The sequence below is a fragment of the Agrococcus phoenicis genome (assembly GCF_047302415.1).
GTDB lineage: Bacteria > Actinomycetota > Actinomycetes > Actinomycetales > Microbacteriaceae > Agrococcus.
In genome coordinates, this window is sequence record NZ_CP154854.1 from 2,177,196 (window position 1) to 2,194,967 (window position 17,772).

The window sequence follows — 17,772 nt, forward strand, 5'->3', positions numbered from 1 at the left end:
GGCTCAGCCGACCACAGCGGTCCCTGAGCCGCTCCGCGGCCGGAGGCCGCCGAGCGTGTCGAAGGGTCAGCGATGCCGGAACTCGGGCTTGCGCTTCTCACTGAACGCCGCCATCCCTTCCTTCTGGTCTGCGGTGTCGAACAGCGCCGTGAACCGCTCGGCCTCGAGCGCGAGGCCCTCCTCGAGCCCCGTCTCGAGCGCCGCGTCGAGCGCGGCCTTGGCGGCCTTCAGCGCCGGCAGCGACTTGGTCGCGATCGCCTCGGCGAGCCGCTCGGCCTCAGCCTGCAGCTCGGCTGCGGGCACGACGCGCGAGACGATGCCCAGGGCATCCGCCTCTGCCGCATCGATGCGGCGGCCGGTCAGCACGAGCTCTGCAGCCTTTGGGTAGCCGATCGCACGGACGATGCGCTGGGTGCCGCCGATGCCCGGGATCACGCCCAGGCCGATCTCCGGGAACCCGAACGTCGCGGTGTCGGCGGCCAGGATCACGTCGCACATCAGCGCGAGCTCGAAGCCGCCCCCGAGCGCGTAGCCCGACACGACGGCGATGACCGGTGTCTCGACGCGCGCGAACTCGAGCCACGGCCCGAAGTGGTCCGCCTCGCGCATCTCGGCGGTCGACTTCGACGACATCTCCTTGATGTCGGCGCCGGCCGCGAACGCCTTCTCGGAGCCGGTCACGACGATGGCGCCGACCTCGTCGTCGCGGTCGAGCTCGGTCGCGGCGGCGACGAGCTCGTGCATGAGCTGCGTGTTGAGGGCGTTCAGCGCATCCGGCCGGTCGAGCGTGATCCACGCGACACGGCCCGAGCGCTCGACCCGTATGGTCTCGTACGCGGCGTTCGTCTGCTCCGCATTCGTCGGCACGGTCATGCGGTCTCCTCATCGAGCGATCGGGCGTCAGCAGCGGCGGCCGGCGCGGGCAGCTCGAGGTCGCCCTCCGGCACCGGCGCGAAGCACGCCTCCACCATGGCAGGCGTGACGCCCGCGAGCGAGCCCGGGCGCCACTGCGGCGCGCGATCCTTGTCGACCAGCTGCGCGCGCACCCCCTCGCTGAAGTCGGCCGCGAGCGAGGTGTGCCGGGAGACGCGGTACTCCTGCACGAGCGCCTCCTCCAGCGAGCCCAACCGCCGCGCCCGCCGCAGCGCCGCGAGCGTCACCGCCACGGCGAAGGGCGAGCGCTGCTCGATCGTGGCGGCCAGCGAGCGCCCGGGCTCGCCCGCGGCGTGCAGCCGCTCCACGATCTGCGCCGGGTCGTCGCTCGCGAACGCGTGGTCGATGAGCGCCCGCGCCGGTTCGAGTCCGCCCTCGGGCGGCGCGCTGGCGAGCGCGTCGATGGCGTCGCCCGGATCCGTCGTCTCGAGCCGCGAGACGAGCTCGGCCAGCCTGTCGGCGGGGACGTAGCGGTCGGAGAGCCCGAGCGCGATGGCATCGGCCGCGCCGAAGTGGTCGCCCGTGAGCGCGGCGCGGGTGCCGAGCTCGCCGCGGCGGCGGGTGAGGAGCCAGGTGGCCCCGACATCGGGCACGAAGCCGATCGTCACCTCGGGGAAGCCGATGCGCGTCGTGTCGGTGACGACCCGGTGGCTCGCGTGGCCCGAGATGCCGACGCCGCCGCCCAACACGATGCCGTGCTGCAGCGCCACGACCGGCTTCGGGAACCGCGCGATCAGCGCGTTCAGCGCGTACTCGTCGCGCCAGAAGCTCGCGGCGCCCTGCCCGCGCGTGCGGTCGACGTCGTCGCGCAACGTGACGACGTCGCCGCCGGCGCAGAGCGCCCGCTCCCCTGCGCCGGTGATGAGCACGCGCTCGACGGCCGGGTCTGCGGCGAACGCGAGCAGCGCATCCGCCATGTCGACGACCATCGCGTGGGTGAGGGCGTTGAGCGCCTCGGGTCGCGCGAGCTCGACGACGCCCAGCGCACCGCGACGCTCGGCGCGGATGTGCGAGGCGCGGGTGGGGGGTGCCGCGCGCGTCATCGCTCTCCGAGCAGGGCGCGGCCGACGATCATGCGCATCATCTCGTTCGTGCCCTCGAGGATCCGGTGCACGCGCAGGTCGCGCACGACGCGCTCGATGCCGTACTCGTGCAGGTAGCCGTAGCCGCCGTGCAGCTGCAGCGCCTCGTCGGCGACGCGGAAGCCGACGTCGGTGGCGAAGCGCTTCGCCATCGCGCAGGCTGTCGGGGCGTCGGCCGCCTTCGCGTCGAGCTTGATCGCCGCGCGCTCGAGCAGGGCGCGGGCGGCCTGCAGCTCGGTCTCCATGTCGGCGAGCTGGAACTGCACGTGCTGCCGCGTCGAGAGCGGCTGGCCGAAGGTCGCGCGCTGCTTGACGTAGTCGATGGTGCGCTCGAGCGCGAACTGCGCGCCCCCCACCGAGGCGGCGGCGATGCCGAGGCGACCGCCGTTCAGGCCGCGCATCGCGATGCCGAAGCCGTCGCCCTCCGCGCCGAGCCGATTGGTCGCCGGCACGCGCACGCCGTCGAGGATCACCGAGCGAGTCGGTTGGGCGTGCCAGCCCATCTTCTGCTCGAGACCGCCGAAGGAGAGGCCGGGCGAGCCCGCCGGCACGATGAAGGCCGACATGCCGCGGGAGCCGCGCAGTGCCGGGTCGACGCCGCCGGCCGCGGTGAGGCCCGTGCGGGCCATGACGATGTAGACGGCGGAGGCGCCGGCGCCTGAGATGAACTGCTTCGTGCCCGTGAGCACGTAGTCGTCGCCGTCGCGCACCGCCGTCGTCGCGACCGCGGCCGCGTCGGAGCCGGCGCCCGGCTCGGTGAGGCAGTAGCTCGCCAGGTCGTCCATGGCGCACAGCCGCGGCAGCCACTGCTGGCGCTGCTCCTCGCTGCCCTCGGCGTCGATCATGCCGGCGACCATGTTGTGGATGGAGAGGTAGGTGGCGACCGCCACGTCGCCGCGCGCGAGCTGCTCGTAGATCGCGATCGCGTCGACGCGGCTGAGCCCCGTGCCGCCGACGTCCTCCCGCACGCAGATGGCGCCGAGGCCGAGCTGGCCCGCCTCGCGCAGCGTGGCGATCGGGAACTCGTGGTCGGCGTCGCGCTGGCCGGCGAAGGGCGCGAGGCGCGCGTCGGCGAAGTCGCGCACGGCCTCGATGAGCGCTGCGCGCTCCTCCGCGCTGATGGCTGCGTCGGCCGCGCTCGGCGTCGTCGCAATTGCAGTCACTGTGCCGGCAGTCATCGTGGCGGTGTCACTCACGGTGGCACGACCTCCTCGTCGCTTTGGCATCCTCGCAGTTGCGTGGACATCCACATATCTATCATCCTGGCAGCAGGGCGCGCCAGGACGCGGCGCGCCAGGATACGGTCAGTGCGTCGACGGCGACGGAGGACAGATGGAGATCAGGGGTTCGGTGGCGCTCGTCACCGGCGGAGCATCGGGGCTCGGACTCGCGACCACCGAGGCGCTGCTCGCGCAGGGCGCGCAGGTGGTGGTGATCGACCTCCCGGGCACCGAGGCAGCGGATGCGGTCGCGCGGCTCGACGGCGCCACGTTCGTCGGCGCCGACGTGCGCGACGAGGCGCAGGTGCACGCAGCGCTCGACGCCGCCGAGGCCGCGGGCGAGCTGCGCGTGCTCGTCAGCTGCGCCGGCGTCAACGACGCCGCGAAGGTGAGCGGCACGCGGGGCGCGTTCCCGCTCGACCGCTTCCAGCGCGTCATCGACATCAACCTCGTCGGCACCTTCAACGTGATCCGCCTCGCAGCCGAGCGCATGGCGCGGCTGGCGCCCGTCGCGGGACCCGACGGGCAGCCCGGCAGCGGCGAGGAGCGCGGCGTGATCGTCTCCACCGCATCCGTCGCCGCCTTCGACGGGCAGATCGGCCAGGCCGCCTACTCCGCGTCGAAGGCCGGCATCGTCGGCATGACGCTCCCGATCGCCCGCGAGCTCGCCGCCAGCCGCATCCGCGTCAACGCGATCGCGCCGGGGCTGTTCGACACGCCCCTGCTCGCGGCGCTGCCGCAGGAGGCGCGCGACTCGCTCGGCGCCCAGGTGCCCCACCCCGCCCGCCTGGGCGACCCATCCGAGTTCGCGCTGCTCGTCACCCAGATCATCGCCAACCCCATGCTCAACGGCGAGACGATCCGGCTCGACGGCGCGATCCGCATGCAGGCCCGATAGGAGATCAGGATGCGTTCCACGTTCTACGACGACGACCACCAGGCGTTCCGCGAGACGGTGCGGGAGATCGTGGCGCGCCACGTCGCGCCCCACTACGCCCAGTGGGAGGCCGACGGGCTGATCGACCGCGAGCTCTACCGGACGATGGGCGAGGCTGGCCTCGTCGGGCTCGCGATCCCCGAGCAGCACGGCGGCATGGGCGTCGACGACTACCGCTTCCGCATGATCATCAGCGAGGAGCTCTCGAAGGTCGGCGCCGCATCCGTCAACGCGACCTTCGGCGTGCACGACGACATCGTGCTCGCCTACCTGCTCGACCTCTGCACGCCGGAGCAGCTCGAGCGCTGGCTGCCGCCGATGGCGACCGGCGACTCGATCGCGGCGATCGGCATGACCGAGCCGGACGCGGGCAGCGACCTGCAGGGCATCCGCACGAACGCCCGGCGTGACGGGGACGACTGGGTGCTGAACGGCTCGAAGACCTTCATCACGAACGGCTTCCACGCCGACAAGGTGCTCGTGTTCGCGCGCACGGATCCCGCGGCGGGCTCGCGCGGCTTCACGCTGTTCCTGGTCGAGAACGGCATGGAGGGATTCGAGCGCGGGCGCAAGCTCGAGAAGGTGGGCCTACACTCGCAGGACACCGCCGAGCTGTTCTTCCGCGACGTGCGGGTGCCCGACGCGAACCGCGTGGGCGACGAGGGCCAGGGGCTGATCGCCATGATGCAGCGCCTGCCGCGCGAGCGCCTCTCGATCGCGGCCGGTGCGCTGTCGTCGGCCGAGGCGGCCTATGGCTGGGGTCGCGACTACGTCTTCCAGCGCAAGGCCTTCGGCGGGCTCGTGGGCGACCTGCCGACGGTGCGGTTCGCGCTCGCCGAGCTCGAGACCGAGCTCGACGTCACCCGCGCCTACATCGAGCGCTGCATCCTGGCGCTCAACGAGGGGCACCTGACCACGGCGGATGCCTCGAAGGCCAAGTGGTGGGCGACCGAGCTCGAGCAGCGGGTCATCACCCGCAGCCTCCAGCTGCACGGCGGCTACGGCTTCATGGAGGAGTACCCGATCGCGCGCGCCTTCCGCGACTCGCGCGTGCAGTCGATCTACGGCGGCACGACCGAGATCATGAAGGAGATCATCGCGCGCGACATCGCGAAGCGCGCGAAGGCGTGACGCAGGTGACCGTCAACCGGCGAGGCGGCGGCCCGACCGGATGATCCGGTCGAAGGCCGCTCTCACCGGTTGACGGACGGCGGTCGCGGCGACGCGAGGCGGTCGGGTCAGGCGGCGGGGGATGCCGGTGCGGCGAGGGCGCGCTCGATGTCGGCGCGGATGTCCTCCGGCTTGGTGGCCGAGCCGTAGCGCTCGAGCACGGTGCCGTCGCGGCCGATCAGGAACTTCGTGAAGTTCCACTTGATCGCGCCGCCGATCATGCCCTTCTTCTCGCCCTTCAGCCAGCGGTAGATCGGGTGCGTGCCGCCGCCGTTGACGTCGATCTTCGCCGACAGCGGGAAGGTGACGCCGAAGTTGCGCTCGCAGGTCTCGGCCACCTGCTCGGCGGAGCCGGGCTCCTGCCCGCCGAACTGGTTCGAGGGGAAGCCGAGCACCACGAGCCCCTTCGGCTCGTACTCCTTCCAGAGCTGCTCGAGGCCGGGGAACTGGGTGGCGAAGCCGCACTCGGTCGCGGTGTTCACCACCAGCACCACCTTGCCGTCGGTCGCGGCGAGGTCGAGCTCGCCGCCGGTGAGCGCGTCTGCCTGGAAGTCGCTGAGCTTCGTCATGGAGCCACTCTGGCAGCGAGACCTATGCGGCGCCCGAGGTGCCACGACGCCTCACGACTCGGCGGGCGTCGGGCGCTCGAGCCCCTCGAAGGGCGCGACGCCGTCGCGGTACGCCTGCTCGTCGTCTGCCGAGATCACCATGCCCCCGACGGCGAGCGAGAGCAGCTCGTCGCCCCTGGGCGGCGCTCCGGCAGCAGGCCCCGCGCCTCGCTCGGGGTCCTGCACGACGATCGAGACCCACATCGAACCCTGCTGGGCGGTGCCGTCCCACATCCACATCGCGTCCGGATCGAGCGTGCCGTGCTGATCGATGATCGAGGCATCGCGCTCTGCGGCGCTCTGCCACTCGGTCGCGCCTCGGTGCCAGCTCCACACGATCGGCGAGTAGCCGTGGTCGGCGAGCACCCCGTCGAGCGCAGCCGTGAGCGCCGCCCAGTCGTCGGGCGCGGTGTCCGTCGTGGCGCTCGCGGAGTTGTGCAGGCGATGCAGTGAGGGGCCGCCGTAGCCGTTCTGCTCGGAGGGGTAGATCCCGCTCTCGCCGTCGCGCTGCCACGACAGCCCGGGCGCGAGCTCGTCGATCGCCGCCCGCAGATCGCCGAGCAGCGACTCGCCGGCCGCCTCGACCTCCTCGGCGCGCGGCGCCGCGAGCACATCGGCAGGCTCGTGCGCGCCGTCGGCGGGATAGTCCTCCCAGTGCAGGGTGACCTCCCGCCCGCTCGCATCGACCACGGTCGTCGACGGCGACGACGGCCCCAGCAGCACGCAGCCCGAGAGGAGCGCACCGACGAGGCAGAGGACGGCTGCCGGGAAGGTCCAATGGATGCGCGCCATGCCCTGAGCGTGCCACGGTGCGGCGCCCGCGGCCCCACTGGGGGGCAAGGAATCATCCGCTGGTCGGACGCCCGTCGTGCGCAGGGGCGCCCGCCCGGGCATCGTCGCCCGCCCGGCCGAGCCAGACGGCGACCGCGGCGCCGGCGACGCCGATGGCGGCCGCGAGCAGCAGCCACCGGAGGTCCACCACCGCCATCGCCGCCGTGCCGAGCGCGAGCATCAGCATCTGCGGCACGTTGATGGCGACGTTCATCGCCGCTGAGGTGCGCCCCTGCAGCCGTCGCGGCACGCGTCGCATCCGCAGCGTCGAGAGGCCAACGACGACCCACGGCACGCCGAAGCCGATCGGCCACTGCACGAGCGCCATGCCCGCCCAGCGCATCCACTCCTCCGGCAGCGGCCACTGCACGAGCGCGTACGCGGCGAACGACCCGACGGCGACGAGCGTCATGCCCCAGGCGAAGAGCCGGCGCTCCCCCAGCCGTCGCAGCACCAGCGCCGAGAGCAGCCCGCCCGCGAGCGCCGCGACCCCCTGGATCGCCTGCGCGGGCCCGAGCGCCTCCGGCCCGGCCTGCAGCCCCTGCTCGATGAGCGGGAAGACGGTGGCGTTCAGGATGCCCGTGAGGCCGAATCCGACGGCGGCCGCGACGGTCAGCAGGCGCAGCAGCGGATCCCGCAGCAGCTCGCGGAACCCCGCCGACACCTCCTGCCAATGCGTCTCGCCCTCGCCGCGCGGCTCGGGTGCCGATTCCTCGATGCGCACGGTGAGCAGCACCAGCGCCATCACCAGGGAGCCGGCGACCGACACGGCGACGACCGCCGACGGTCCTGCGAGCACGGAGAGGCCGACGCCGAGCGGTGGGCTGACGATGCGCATGCCGTTGTCGATCGAGGTGAAGATGCCGTTGGCGGTGCCGATCTCCTCGTCAGGCAGCAGGTCGCGCAGCAACCCCGACTGCGCTGCGCTCGTGAGGTAGGCGGAGAGGCCGTAGCCGAAGGTGACGGCGTAGATCAGCCAGACGTGCTCGGGCCCGCGCACGAGCAGCAGCGCGAGCACGACGGCGGCGACGCCGAGGTTCGTGGCGATGAGCAGGGGACGGCGGCGCACGCGGTCGGCCAGCTGCCCCGCCCACGGCGCGAGCAGCGCGGGCAGGCCCATGAACAGGAACACGAGGGCGCCGGCCGCGTCGGAGCCGGTCAGCTCCCGCACCCAGATCGCCAGGACGAGGGAGAGCGCGCTGTCGCCCAGGTTCGTGGCGAACCAGCCGACCATGAGCCGCCGGTAGGCGGGGCGGCGCAAGGGCGACGGCGGCTTGGCGGCCAGGGCCTTCGGGGCATCGGGCCCGGATGCGGTGGTGGTCATGGCTGGACTCCTGTGTCCTGGGGAGCGGGGCGGCGAGCGCGCGGGGGCGGCGAGCGCGCGGAGGCGCGCCGGATCGGGCCCGGTGCCGGCCGAGGGGCGCGGTGGCGGGAGCGGCGGGGATGCCGGCTGGGCGTCAGGCCCCGCTCGGCTCCTCGGGGGTCGCCGGGGCGTCGAAGTCGGGGTTGAGCGTGGCGAACAGGTGCGCCTTGCGGCTGCCCGGGGGCCGCAGCGCGGGATCCTTGCGGCCGCGGAAGCGGTCGACGAGGCGCGCGATCTCGGTGGCGACCTCTGCCAGCTCGTCGGGCGTCGCCCAGAAGGTCGAGGTGTTGATCGTGGTGCCCGGCAGCCAGCGCTCGTCGCCGAGCCCGTGCACCGTCAGGAAGTCGACCACCCGGTTCGCCTCGTGCTGCACGTAGAGCGCGCCGATGGCGGACGAGGTGCGGATCGAATCCTGGTCGTGCGGGTTCGGCCGCAGGTCGCGGCTGTGGTGCACGGCGCGCCACGGCTTCGAGGTGCCCTGCGCTGCCGCGCGCTCGATGAAGCCGGCCTTGGCGAGCGTGCGCAGGTGGAACGAGCAGTTGGAGGGGCTCTCGCCGACGCGCTCGGCGATCTGCGTGGCGGTGGCCTCCTCGAGCTCGTCGATCACCGACAGGATCTCGACGCGCAGCGGGTGCGCGAGGGCGCGCAGCAGCGCGGGATCGCCGGTGCGGAGCTCCCGCCCGAGCTCGGTCTCGACGTCGGTGGTGTCGAAGTCGAGGTCGCCCTGCTGCTCGGTCATGCTCAGATCAAACCACGCTGCAGCGCGAGCTCCGCCCGCAGGCGGTCGTAGTAGCGGTGCGAGTCGTCGCGCTCCAGGCGAGCGCGATTGCGGCGCTCCTCGCTCGCCCGCTCGAGCGCGGCGGCCGAGCGGCCGGCGATGCTCCTGCGTCCCATGGGATGCCTCCTGTGTCGGTGTCGACGGATGTGCCGACATCCGAAAGACTACTTTCACAACTGATGCTTTGCAAGGGTTATTTCTCAAGAGATGCTTCGAGTCGCTCGAGGAGGCATGTGGCCGCACCACCTCGCGGCGACAGCGCGAAGCGGGTGCGCCGAACCGAGCGGCGATGAGGGGGCGGCTCAGCCTGCGAGGAACTCGTCCCGCGTCACCTCGACGAAGGGGCCGGCCGGGTTGACGACCAGGCCCGCGAAGAGGGTGCTGGTGCGCAGCTGCTCGCGCAGGCGCTTGGTGGTGGTCGAGATCACGCCGTCCTGCGGGTTGCGCGCCGCGATCTCGGGCGCCGAGGTGAACACGAGCAGCGCGCGCGTGCCGTCGGCGCGCTCCGTCATGCGCAGCCGCGGCTGCTCGGTGCGCTGCTCGCCGCTGCGCACCTCACCGGCCAGCAGGATCGGCCCGTCGGCGCGCAGCGCGTCGAGGATCGCCTCGCGCGGGCCGCCGGCCTCGCCCGCGGCGATCGCGGCGCTCAGCCGGTCGTTGCGCAGGTGGCGCAGCGCGAAGTCGATGTCCTTCGCCGACAGCGCGACCGTCTTGTCGGCCGGGTCGAGGTAGAGCCAGCCCGCACCCTGCTTCTTGGCCATCTCGAGCACGCTCGCCGCCGGTCGCGCGAGCGACTGGTGCTGCGTGCCCTCGGGGTGCATGCGCGCGACCTCGGCGTTGCTCGTGAACGCGAGCATCGCGCGCCGGCCGTCGGGGCCGACGCTGCTGCGGATGCGGATCTTCGAGCCGCTCTGCGCCGAGCCGCCCCGCAGGTCGAACTCGGAGCCCGTCGCATCGAGCAGCAGCTCCCCGATCAGGGCGGCCCGGATCACCTCGATCATGCTCTGCTCGCTGGAGTCGGCTCCGAACGCCGTGATCGCCCGGCGCAGCCGCGCGTTGTCGACGTGATCGATGCTCATGACCTCACGGTATCGCCAGCAGGTTTCCACCAGGGGTCGCCGATCCGCATCGGCGGCCGACGATTCACGCTTGACTTATATAAGTCGCGGTGCAATCATCGGGGCCATGCACGCGCTCGACGTCCTCGGCGACCCGGTGCGGCGACGCATCCTCGAGCTGCTCGCCGACGGCGAGGCGAGCGCAGGAGCGATCGCCACGGTCATCGGCGATGAGTTCGGCATCAGCCAACCCGCCGTGAGCCAGCACCTGCGCGTGCTGCGCGAGCAGGGGTTCGCGACCGTGCGCCCCGAGGGGCAGCGGCGGCTCTACGCCGTCGACCCCGCCGGGCCGCGCGAGGCAAGGGAGTGGCTCAGCACCTTCGACGGCTTCTGGCTGCCCAAGCTCGCCGCGCTCGACACCGAGCTGGCCCGCGGTCGCCGCCAGCGCCGGCTGAGCGCCGAGGCAGCCGCGTCGGTCGCCGCGGCCAAGCGTGCCAGGGCGGCGACGCGGCCCACCGGCGAGACGACGGCCGCGGCGGCTCCGGGCGCCGAGACCCGCGCGGCATCGCGGCCGAGCACGGCCGGGGCGCCCAGGGAGGCAGCGCCGGCGAGCGCCACCCCTCCGACGGACGCCGGCCCCGCTGCCGGCTCCGACCCCACGACCAGCCCGACCCCGCAGACCATCACGACGGAGGAGTGACCATGGTGGATGTCCTGAAGCAGCTCGGCGCCGTCTCGCGCGGCGTGCGCAGCGAGACGATCGACGGCGAGGCCTCGACCGTGCAGACGCTCGAGCAGACCTACGCCTCGCCGATCGCCGATGTGTGGGATGCGGTGACGAGCCCCGAGCGCATCCCCCGCTGGTTCCTGCCGATCTCCGGCGATCTGCGGCTCGGCGGTCGCTACCAGCTCGAGGGCAACGCCGGCGGCACCATCCTCGAGTGCCGCCCGCCCGAGGGCGAGACCGCGGGCTATCGCGTCACCTGGGAGTTCGGCGGCGGCGTCACCTGGCTCTCGGTGCGGCTCCGCGCCTCCGGCGAGGGCACGCTGCTCGAGCTCGAGCACGTCGCGCGCGACGCGGACGTGCCGGCCGAGATGCGCGACACCTTCGGCCCGGGCGCCACGGGCGTGGGCTGGGAGGGCGGGCTGCTCGGCCTCGCCCTGCACCTGCACGAGCCCGACAGCGCGATGACGCCCGAGGAGGGCGCCGCCTGGGGGACGACGGAGGAGGGAAGGGCCTTCCACCGCGGCGCCGCGGATGCGTGGGCCCGGGCATCCGTGGCGAACGGCACCGACCCCGCGGCGGCGCAGCGGCAGGCCGATGCGACCTACGGGTTCTACTCGGGCGAGACCGGCATGGACGGCGACCCCGCCTGAGCGGGCCCGCCTGCTCGGCGCAGGCTCCGGTCAGTCCCCCGGCTGCGTCGCGGCCGCCGGCGGCTCGGCGATCGCCGCCCCGGCCGCCGGCGCGCCCCTCGACGCCATCGCGCTCCCGGCAGCGCTGCCCTGGGCGGTGGAGTTGATGATCGCCTGCAGGTCGATGCCGGTGGCGTCCTTCATCATCTGCGTCATCGACGCCATGTTGCCGACCATGTCGCCCGTCAGCTTGCCGGTGCCGTCGGCTGACACGACCGTGATCTGGCTCGACGCGTAGGCCTTGCCGAACGCATCCGCCACCTGCGGCAGCACCTTCAGGAGCTCCTGCGCGAGCACGACCTGCGCGTTCTCGGTGAGCGCCTTCGCGCGCGCCTCGATCGCCTGGCCCTCGGCGAGACCGCGAGCGCCGATCGACTCGGCCTCGGCGCGGCCCTTCGCGGCCGTCGCGACGGCCTCCGCCTCACCCTCGGCCTTCGCGGCCTCCGCGGCGGCGATGCGCGCGGTGCGCTGCGCGGCACCGCGCGCCTCGGTGACGGCGGCCTCGGCGTTGCCCTCTGCCTTCGACGCCTCGGCGCGCGCCTCGCGGGCGGCGCGCTCGGCGTTGGCCTCGGTCGCCTTGGCCTTGGCCTGCGCCTCGGCCGTGACCTGGATGCGGTAGGCCTCCGCATCCGCCACCTTGCGCACGTCGGCGTTCAGCTGCTGCTCGCGCAGCTCGGCCTGCCGCTGCGCCGTGATCTCCTCCTGGCGCACGATCGCCTGCCGCTGCACCGCATCCTCGAGCGGCTTCGCGGCCGAGGCCTGGGCGGCGGCCTTGTCGGTCTCCGCGGTCACCGCCGCCTGCTGCAGCTGCAGCACGCGGTTGGCCTCGAGGATCTGCTTCTTCGCCTCGATCGACGCCTGCTCTGCGGCCTTCTGCGCCTCGGTGTTGGCGATCGCGGCGGCGCGCTGCACGGCAGCCGACTCCGGCACGCCGAGGTTCACGAGGTAGTTCGAGGTGTCGTTGATCTCCTGGATCTGCAGGGTGTCGACCACGAGGCCCTGCTTCGAGAGCGCGTCCTCGGCGGCCTGCAGCACCGCGGCGGCGAGCGCCTGCCGGTCGTGGATGATCTCGAGCACCGTCAGCTGGCCGATGATGCCGCGCAGGGAGCCGGAGAGCACCTCCTGCGTCGACGACTCGATCTCCTCCTGCTGCGACAGGAACCGCTGGGCGGCGTTGCGGATCGACTCCTCGGTGCCGCCGACCTTGATGACCGCGACAGCCTGCGCGTGGATCGTGATGCCGTCCTTCGCCTGGGCGGTCGTGTTGAACAGCAGCCGCCGCGAGCGCAGCGACATCTTGAACGACTTCTGCACGAACGGCATGACGAAGACGCCGCCGCCCGTGACGACCTTCTGGCCGGAGAGGTCCTGCGTCGTGTGGCCCTCGGCGTCGATGGTCTTCTTGCCCTTGCGGCCCGTGACGATGATCGCCTCGTCGGGCTCGGCGATGCGATAGCGCTTGATCGCCCCCATGACCAGGATGGCGATGACGACGACCGCGATGATGATGGGCAGCACGAGCGGGGCGAGCAGCAGTTCGAACACGGGGGCTCCTGAGGGCGAGGGGACGTGCTCTGAACCTACTGTGCGGCCGCTGTGCCGCGCGAGGCATCCGGGGCTCGGATGCGAGAGCCGGTTCCGGGGGCAGGCACGCGGCGCACCGCACGCAACGGATGCGCGCGCCGCCGGATCGCTGCGCCGACTCCTTGCGCCGATTCCCGAAACGCGCGCGCGATCGCCACTAGATTCGGCAGGTGTGAGCGCCGTCGCACCCCATGCCGTCATCCTGATCCGAGCTCGGCACTTCCGCCCCAACCCCGCCACCTCGGCCGACAACGCCTTCCAGGCGGACGCGCCCGCGCACGAGTCGCCCGAGCAGACCGCCGCGAAGGCGCTCGCAGAGATGGATGCGCTCGCCGCGGCGCTGCGCGAGGCGGGCGTCGCCGTGCACGTCTTCGACGACGAGGATCACACCCGGCCCGACAGCGTCTTCCCGAACAACTGGCTCTCGACCCACGCGGGCGGCACCGTCGCCGTGTACCCGATGTACGCCTCCAACCGCCGCCACGAGCGCCGCGCCGACGTGCTCGAGATGCTGAAGGCCGACTACCGCGTGCAGGCGATCGTCGACTACTCGGGGCTCGAGCCCGACGGCATCTTCCTGGAGGGCACGGGCGCGATGGTGCTCGACCCCGTCTCGCGCGTCGCCTACCTGGCGCGCAGCCACCGCGCCGACACGCACGTGCTCGAGCGCTTCTGCACCGACTTCACCTATGAGCCGATGGTCTTCGACGCGCTCGACGCCGACGGCGTGCCGGTCTACCACACCAACGTCATCGCGACGATCGGCACCGACGTGGCGCTGTTCGCGCTCGAGATGATCCCGGATGCGCGACGACGCCAGGAGGTGCGCGAGCGCCTCGCGGTCAACGGGCGCCGCATCGTCGAGCTGACCGAGCGCCAGGTGCGCGAGTTCGCGGGCAACGCGGTCGAGCTCGCGGGGCGCTGGCCCGACGGGCGCCGGCGCACCATCATGGCGATGTCGGCGCGGGCGCGCGCGTCGTTGACGGAGGCGCAGGTGGCGCTCATCGAGGAGTCGTGCGAGATCGTCGCGGTCGACATCCCCACCATCGAGCTCGCTGGCGGCTCGGTGCGCTGCATGATCGCGGGCGTGCACCTCGACCCGAGGCCCGCGCGCGAGCCGGAGCTCACCGAGGCCGCCCGGGCGATCGCCGAGGAGCCCGAGACCATGGACGGCGCCGAGGCGGCCTCCGAGCTGCCCGCCTCGGCGTAGCCCGCCCCCGCGGCTCCGCGGGGCAGGACCGCCCGGCGACCGGTGCTCCTGCGCACGAGCGGTGCTGGCGTGCCGGCACCGCTCGTGCGCAACGGCACCGCTCGACGTCAGGTCGGCGGCAGGGACGCGCGGTGCGGGCGTGGGCGGCGCAACCGTCGGGAGCGCAGGGCGAGGCCGACTGCGAGGCCCACGGCGACGCCGACGACGTCGGCCACCGCGTCCCACGCGTCGCCGGAGCGCTCGCGCAGCAGCAGGTGCTGCAGCACCTCCGAGACGACCGCGTGCGCGACGAGCAGCGCCGCGAGGACGACCGGGCGGATGCCCGCCAGCACGCCGAGGAGCGCCGGCAGCAGGAAGACGGCCACGTGCACGACCTTGTCGAGGCCCGGGATGCTCGGGGTGCCGTCGGGCGTGGACGGCGCGTAGAGCACGACGAGCTGCAGCAGCACCGCGAGCGCGAAGGCGACCGCCGTGAGGCGGCGCCACCGAGGGGCCGAGGCAGCGGCGGAGGGCGCTGCGGCGCAGGACGCTGCGTCAGGGCAGGGCGCGGGGCGGCGGGTCACTCCACGCGCAGCTGCGCGGGGCCGCTCCCGTCGTCCGCGTAGGGCGCGAGCACCACGACGAGCTCCTGCGGCGCCTCACCGGGCAGCTCGATGCGCGGGTCGCGGTCGCCGCCGCTGTCGTCGTCGCTGAACGCGGTCTCCGACTCCGGCGCGTACGCCCACAGCACGGTGTCGAAGTCGGCGTCGCCGGCGAGCACCTCGTCGCCGCTCTCGATCGGCACGATGGCGATGCCGGGCGCGCCCGGCCGGAGCCCGAAGCTCGTCGTGCTGCCCGGCGACACGGTCATCGTGCCGGTCAGCACCTCCATCCGGTAGCCGGAGCGGTCGCCCGACCACTCCCCCACCTCGATCGCGTACTCGCCCGGCTCCAGCACGGCGGCCAGCATCGGATCGCGCGAGCCCGGCTCGAACGAGAACACGCGCCGCGAGTCGGGCTGCCCGTCGTCGTTCTCGATGTCGATGCCCTCCCCCACCAGGCGCAGCGTCAGATCCTCCTCGTCGGTGGAGGTCGCGCCGATCACGACGGCCGAGCGCTCCTCGAGCACGAGGTCGACGGTCGCGACGCCGTCCGCCGGCACGATGCCGTCGGCCCCGCCGCCGGTGCTGCCGCCGGAACCGCCCGGCGTGATCGGGGCGGCAGGCGAGGGCACCGGCACGGGCGGCGGGCCGGGGATGCACCCCGCGAGGCCCATGGCGACCGCTGCTCCGACGGCGGCGCTGGCCGCCACCCTGCGTGCTCTGGGCATGCCCGGCTCCCTCTCACGTGACGACGGGCGCGGCGCGGCCCGACGCATCCGATCGTATGCCGGATGGCGTCGCCGAGGAGCGAGGCGCGGGGCACCGCGTCGCGGGGCGGCGATAGGGTCGGCGCATGGCCGAGCGCACCACCTACCTCCTCATCGATGGCGAGAACATCGACGCGACGCTCGGCATCTCGGTGCTCGGCCGCCGCCCGCTGCCCGAGGAGCGCCCGCGCTGGGACCGCCTCCTCCACTACACCGAGGCCGCGTGGCAGCAGCCGGTCAGGGGCCTGTTCTTCCTGGCGGTCACCCACGAGCTGCCGATGTCGTTCGTGCAGGCGCTCATCGCCATCGGCTACCGCCCGGTGCCGCTGCAGGGCGAGGGCAAGGTCGTCGACATCGCGATCCAGCGCACCGCCGAGGCGCTCGTCGACCGCGAGGACGCCGACGTCATGCTCGTCAGCCACGACGTCGACTTCGCGCCGCACATGGAGCGCCTCGCCCAGCAGGATCGTCGCCTGGGCGTCGTCGGCTTCGGCGAGTTCATGGCGAGCGGCCTGCGCGAGGTGCCCGGCATCGAGGTCTTCGACCTCGAGTACGACGTCGAGGCCTTCAAGAGCCGCCTGCCCCGCGTGCGCGTGATCCCGATCGACGAGTTCGACCCGCTCGAGTTCCTCTGAGGCGGTCCGCCGGGAGGCGGTCGCACGTCGCCGGCGATGGGGCGCACGCCCGTGTCGCCGTGTCCTGCGGCGCGCCCGAGCGGTGCCAGAATGGAAGGCTGGAGCGCGCTGACGCTCCGCACCCCCAACCACTCCGACGACGGATGCGCTCGCGCTCTGTCGCGCCCCGCATCCGTCTGAGGACATCGACGGAAAGAGCAGCAGCATGAGCGCCTCGCAGACCCCCGACAGCACCGCCCCCGCCACCGAGACGACCGCTGCGGCGACGGCGCCCAAGGCTCCCGCACGTCGCTGGCCGTGGATCGCCGCGCTCGTCGTGGTCGCGGCGCTGGGCGCCACCGGCACCGGCATCGCCACCGCCTCGGCAGCCGACGCGCAGGAGGAGGTCGCCTCGCTGCAGGAGGACTACGCCGACCTCGAGACCCGCTCCGACATCGCGCAGAGCAGCCTCGACCTGATCCGCGACCACCGCGACCGCCTCGCGCTGCAGGTCGAGGAGCAGGCCGCCGAGCTCGAGGAGCTGCGCGCGGCCGGCGACGAGGGCGCGGCTTCGCAGCAGGGCTGAGGCTGACGAGGCGGGTGGGACTGCGCCCCGCCCGCCTCATCCCGCGCTGGTCAGCGGCTGCCGTAGTGGGCGGCCAGGCGGGCCAGGCCCTCGTCGATCGAGACGGTCGGCTGCCAGTCGAGGTCGCGGTGCGTGGCGCGCTGGTCGAACCAGTGCGCCGTCGAGAGCTGCTCGGCGAGGAATCGCGTCATGGGCGGCTCGTCGGCGCCCGGGCGCAGCGCCCAGACGCGCTCGATGAGCGAGCCGGCCGCGCGCCCGAGCGGGGCAGGCACGCTGCGGTGCGGCGGGCGGACGCCCGCAGCCAGGCAGATGCCCGCCAGCAGGTCGGCGACCGGCCGCGGCTCGCCGTTCGTGATGACGTAGGCGTTGCCGTGCGCGTGCTCGGTGCGGCGCAGCGCAGCGGCGATGCCGGTGGCGGCGTTGTCGACGTAGGTCGTGTCGATCAGTGCCGTGCCGCCGCTGAGCAGCGGCACGCGGCCGCGGCGGGCGCGCTCGACGATGCGCTCGATCAGCTGCGTGTCGCCCGGCCCCCACACGATGTGCGGGCGCACCGCGACGACCGCCATCGCCGCCGAGTCGCGCTCGAGCGCGAGCAGCTCGGCCTCGGCCTTCGTGCGGGCGTAGTCGCCGCGCGCGTGCTCGGGCGAGGCGGGGTCGGCGCCGACGCCCGCGAGCGAGGCGCCCAGGTGCGCGACCGAGGGCGAGGAGACCTGCACGAACCGCGTCACCCCGGCGCGCTCGGCGGCATCGAGCATGGTGCGCGTGCCGCCGACGTTCACCGCGTGGAACTCGCCCGCGTCGCCCGCGAGCGACACCTTCGCAGCGAGGTGCACGACGCCCTCGGCGCCGTCGAGGGTGCGCGCGACGTGACCGGCGTCGGTGATCGAGCCGAGCGCATCCGCCACCCCCGGCACCGTCGACGGCCGGCGCTGCAGCGTGCGCACCTCGTGGCCCGCGGCGACGAGCTCGGCGGCGACCGCGCGGCCGAGGAAGCCGGAGGCCCCGGTGACGACGACGATCATGCTGCTGCCCCG

The 17,772-nt window shown here is 73.4% G+C and carries 20 protein-coding genes; 7 read left to right on the forward strand and 13 right to left on the reverse strand.

Annotation, left to right across the window (positions count from 1 at the left end; translation table 11 throughout):
• Positions 1-66: 66 nt before the first annotated feature.
• The 3 genes from AA0Z99_RS10440 to AA0Z99_RS10450 are packed head-to-tail and all read right to left on the reverse strand — an operon-like array spanning position 67 to position 3,193.
• A complete protein-coding gene (locus tag AA0Z99_RS10440) occupies positions 67-873 on the reverse strand; it encodes an enoyl-CoA hydratase-related protein (protein ID WP_413317087.1) in 807 nt (268 codons plus the stop codon).
• Entirely contained in the window at positions 870-1,976 is a 1,107-nt protein-coding gene (locus AA0Z99_RS10445; protein ID WP_413317089.1) for a 3-hydroxyisobutyryl-CoA hydrolase, read from the reverse strand. The genes AA0Z99_RS10440 and AA0Z99_RS10445 overlap by 4 nt, the downstream gene beginning before the upstream one ends.
• Positions 1,973-3,193, reverse strand: coding sequence for an acyl-CoA dehydrogenase family protein (locus AA0Z99_RS10450; RefSeq protein WP_413320840.1), 1,221 nt, complete (start codon positions 3,191-3,193; stop codon positions 1,973-1,975). Before AA0Z99_RS10450 ends, AA0Z99_RS10445 begins: the two co-directional genes overlap by 4 nt.
• A 154-nt stretch (positions 3,194-3,347) precedes the next feature.
• On the opposite strand from AA0Z99_RS10450, the gene AA0Z99_RS10455 reads away from it, so the two are divergent.
• On the forward strand, positions 3,348-4,133 hold the full coding sequence (locus tag AA0Z99_RS10455; RefSeq protein WP_413317091.1) for an SDR family NAD(P)-dependent oxidoreductase: 786 nt from the start codon (positions 3,348-3,350) through the stop codon (positions 4,131-4,133).
• A gap of 9 nt (positions 4,134-4,142) precedes the next feature.
• Positions 4,143-5,303 (forward strand): acyl-CoA dehydrogenase family protein, encoded by a 1,161-nt coding sequence (locus AA0Z99_RS10460; RefSeq protein ID WP_413317093.1) that lies wholly within the window; start codon positions 4,143-4,145, stop codon positions 5,301-5,303.
• A 107-nt stretch (positions 5,304-5,410) separates the two neighbouring features.
• On the opposite strand, the gene AA0Z99_RS10465 is transcribed toward AA0Z99_RS10460, so the two are convergent.
• The 6 genes from AA0Z99_RS10465 to AA0Z99_RS10490 all read right to left on the reverse strand — a co-directional run bounded on the left by AA0Z99_RS10465 (position 5,411) and on the right by AA0Z99_RS10490 (position 10,001).
• Positions 5,411-5,911 carry a glutathione peroxidase gene (locus AA0Z99_RS10465; RefSeq protein WP_413317095.1) on the reverse strand — a complete coding sequence of 167 codons (501 nt, stop codon included), beginning with the start codon at positions 5,909-5,911 and terminating at the stop codon, positions 5,411-5,413.
• A 51-nt stretch (positions 5,912-5,962) separates the two neighbouring features.
• Entirely contained in the window at positions 5,963-6,742 is a 780-nt protein-coding gene (locus AA0Z99_RS10470) for a hypothetical protein (protein ID WP_413317097.1), read from the reverse strand.
• Positions 6,743-6,794: 52 nt separating this feature from the next.
• Positions 6,795-8,105, reverse strand: coding sequence for an MFS transporter (locus AA0Z99_RS10475; RefSeq protein WP_413317099.1), 1,311 nt, complete (start codon positions 8,103-8,105; stop codon positions 6,795-6,797).
• A gap of 133 nt (positions 8,106-8,238) precedes the next feature.
• Positions 8,239-8,883, reverse strand: a complete 645-nt coding sequence (locus tag AA0Z99_RS10480; RefSeq protein ID WP_413317101.1) for an ArsR/SmtB family transcription factor — start codon at positions 8,881-8,883, stop codon at positions 8,239-8,241.
• A gap of 2 nt (positions 8,884-8,885) precedes the next feature.
• Entirely contained in the window at positions 8,886-9,038 is a 153-nt protein-coding gene (locus tag AA0Z99_RS10485) for a hypothetical protein (RefSeq protein ID WP_413317103.1), read from the reverse strand.
• Positions 9,039-9,224: 186 nt separating this feature from the next.
• Positions 9,225-10,001, reverse strand: coding sequence for an SseB family protein (locus tag AA0Z99_RS10490; protein ID WP_413317104.1), 777 nt, complete (start codon positions 9,999-10,001; stop codon positions 9,225-9,227).
• Between the two features lie 106 nt (positions 10,002-10,107).
• On the opposite strand from AA0Z99_RS10490, the gene AA0Z99_RS10495 reads away from it, so the two are divergent.
• Both AA0Z99_RS10495 and AA0Z99_RS10500 read left to right on the forward strand, forming a co-directional pair.
• The gene (locus AA0Z99_RS10495; RefSeq protein WP_413317106.1) at positions 10,108-10,680 is read left to right on the forward strand and encodes a metalloregulator ArsR/SmtB family transcription factor; all 573 of its coding nucleotides are present in this window, start codon (positions 10,108-10,110) and stop codon (positions 10,678-10,680) included.
• A gap of 2 nt (positions 10,681-10,682) precedes the next feature.
• Positions 10,683-11,357: an SRPBCC domain-containing protein gene (locus AA0Z99_RS10500; RefSeq protein ID WP_413317107.1), complete on the forward strand. Its 675-nt coding sequence runs from the start codon at positions 10,683-10,685 to the stop codon at positions 11,355-11,357.
• 30 nt (positions 11,358-11,387) lie between these two features.
• On the opposite strand, the gene AA0Z99_RS10505 is transcribed toward AA0Z99_RS10500, so the two are convergent.
• Positions 11,388-12,941, reverse strand: a complete 1,554-nt coding sequence (locus AA0Z99_RS10505) for an SPFH domain-containing protein (RefSeq protein ID WP_413317109.1) — start codon at positions 12,939-12,941, stop codon at positions 11,388-11,390.
• Between the two features lie 211 nt (positions 12,942-13,152).
• Here AA0Z99_RS10505 and ctlX point away from each other — a divergent pair, with 211 nt between their 5' ends.
• Positions 13,153-14,190 (forward strand): citrulline utilization hydrolase CtlX, encoded by a 1,038-nt coding sequence (ctlX, locus tag AA0Z99_RS10510; RefSeq protein WP_413317111.1) that lies wholly within the window; start codon positions 13,153-13,155, stop codon positions 14,188-14,190.
• Positions 14,191-14,297: 107 nt separating this feature from the next.
• Here ctlX and AA0Z99_RS10515 read toward each other — a convergent pair whose 3' ends face one another.
• A complete protein-coding gene (locus tag AA0Z99_RS10515; RefSeq protein ID WP_413317113.1) occupies positions 14,298-14,639 on the reverse strand; it encodes a VanZ family protein in 342 nt (113 codons plus the stop codon).
• 110 nt (positions 14,640-14,749) lie between these two features.
• On the reverse strand, positions 14,750-15,499 hold the full coding sequence (locus AA0Z99_RS10520) for a hypothetical protein (protein ID WP_413317115.1): 750 nt from the start codon (positions 15,497-15,499) through the stop codon (positions 14,750-14,752).
• Positions 15,500-15,624: 125 nt separating this feature from the next.
• Between AA0Z99_RS10520 and AA0Z99_RS10525 the strand changes: the two genes are divergently transcribed.
• Positions 15,625-16,173 (forward strand): NYN domain-containing protein, encoded by a 549-nt coding sequence (locus AA0Z99_RS10525; protein ID WP_413317117.1) that lies wholly within the window; start codon positions 15,625-15,627, stop codon positions 16,171-16,173.
• A gap of 205 nt (positions 16,174-16,378) precedes the next feature.
• Positions 16,379-16,738, forward strand: a complete 360-nt coding sequence (locus AA0Z99_RS10530) for a hypothetical protein (protein WP_413317119.1) — start codon at positions 16,379-16,381, stop codon at positions 16,736-16,738.
• A 50-nt stretch (positions 16,739-16,788) separates the two neighbouring features.
• On the opposite strand, the gene AA0Z99_RS10535 is transcribed toward AA0Z99_RS10530, so the two are convergent.
• The gene (locus tag AA0Z99_RS10535; RefSeq protein ID WP_413317121.1) at positions 16,789-17,760 is read right to left on the reverse strand and encodes an NAD-dependent epimerase/dehydratase family protein; all 972 of its coding nucleotides are present in this window, start codon (positions 17,758-17,760) and stop codon (positions 16,789-16,791) included.
• Between the last annotated feature and the right edge of the window lie 12 nt (positions 17,761-17,772).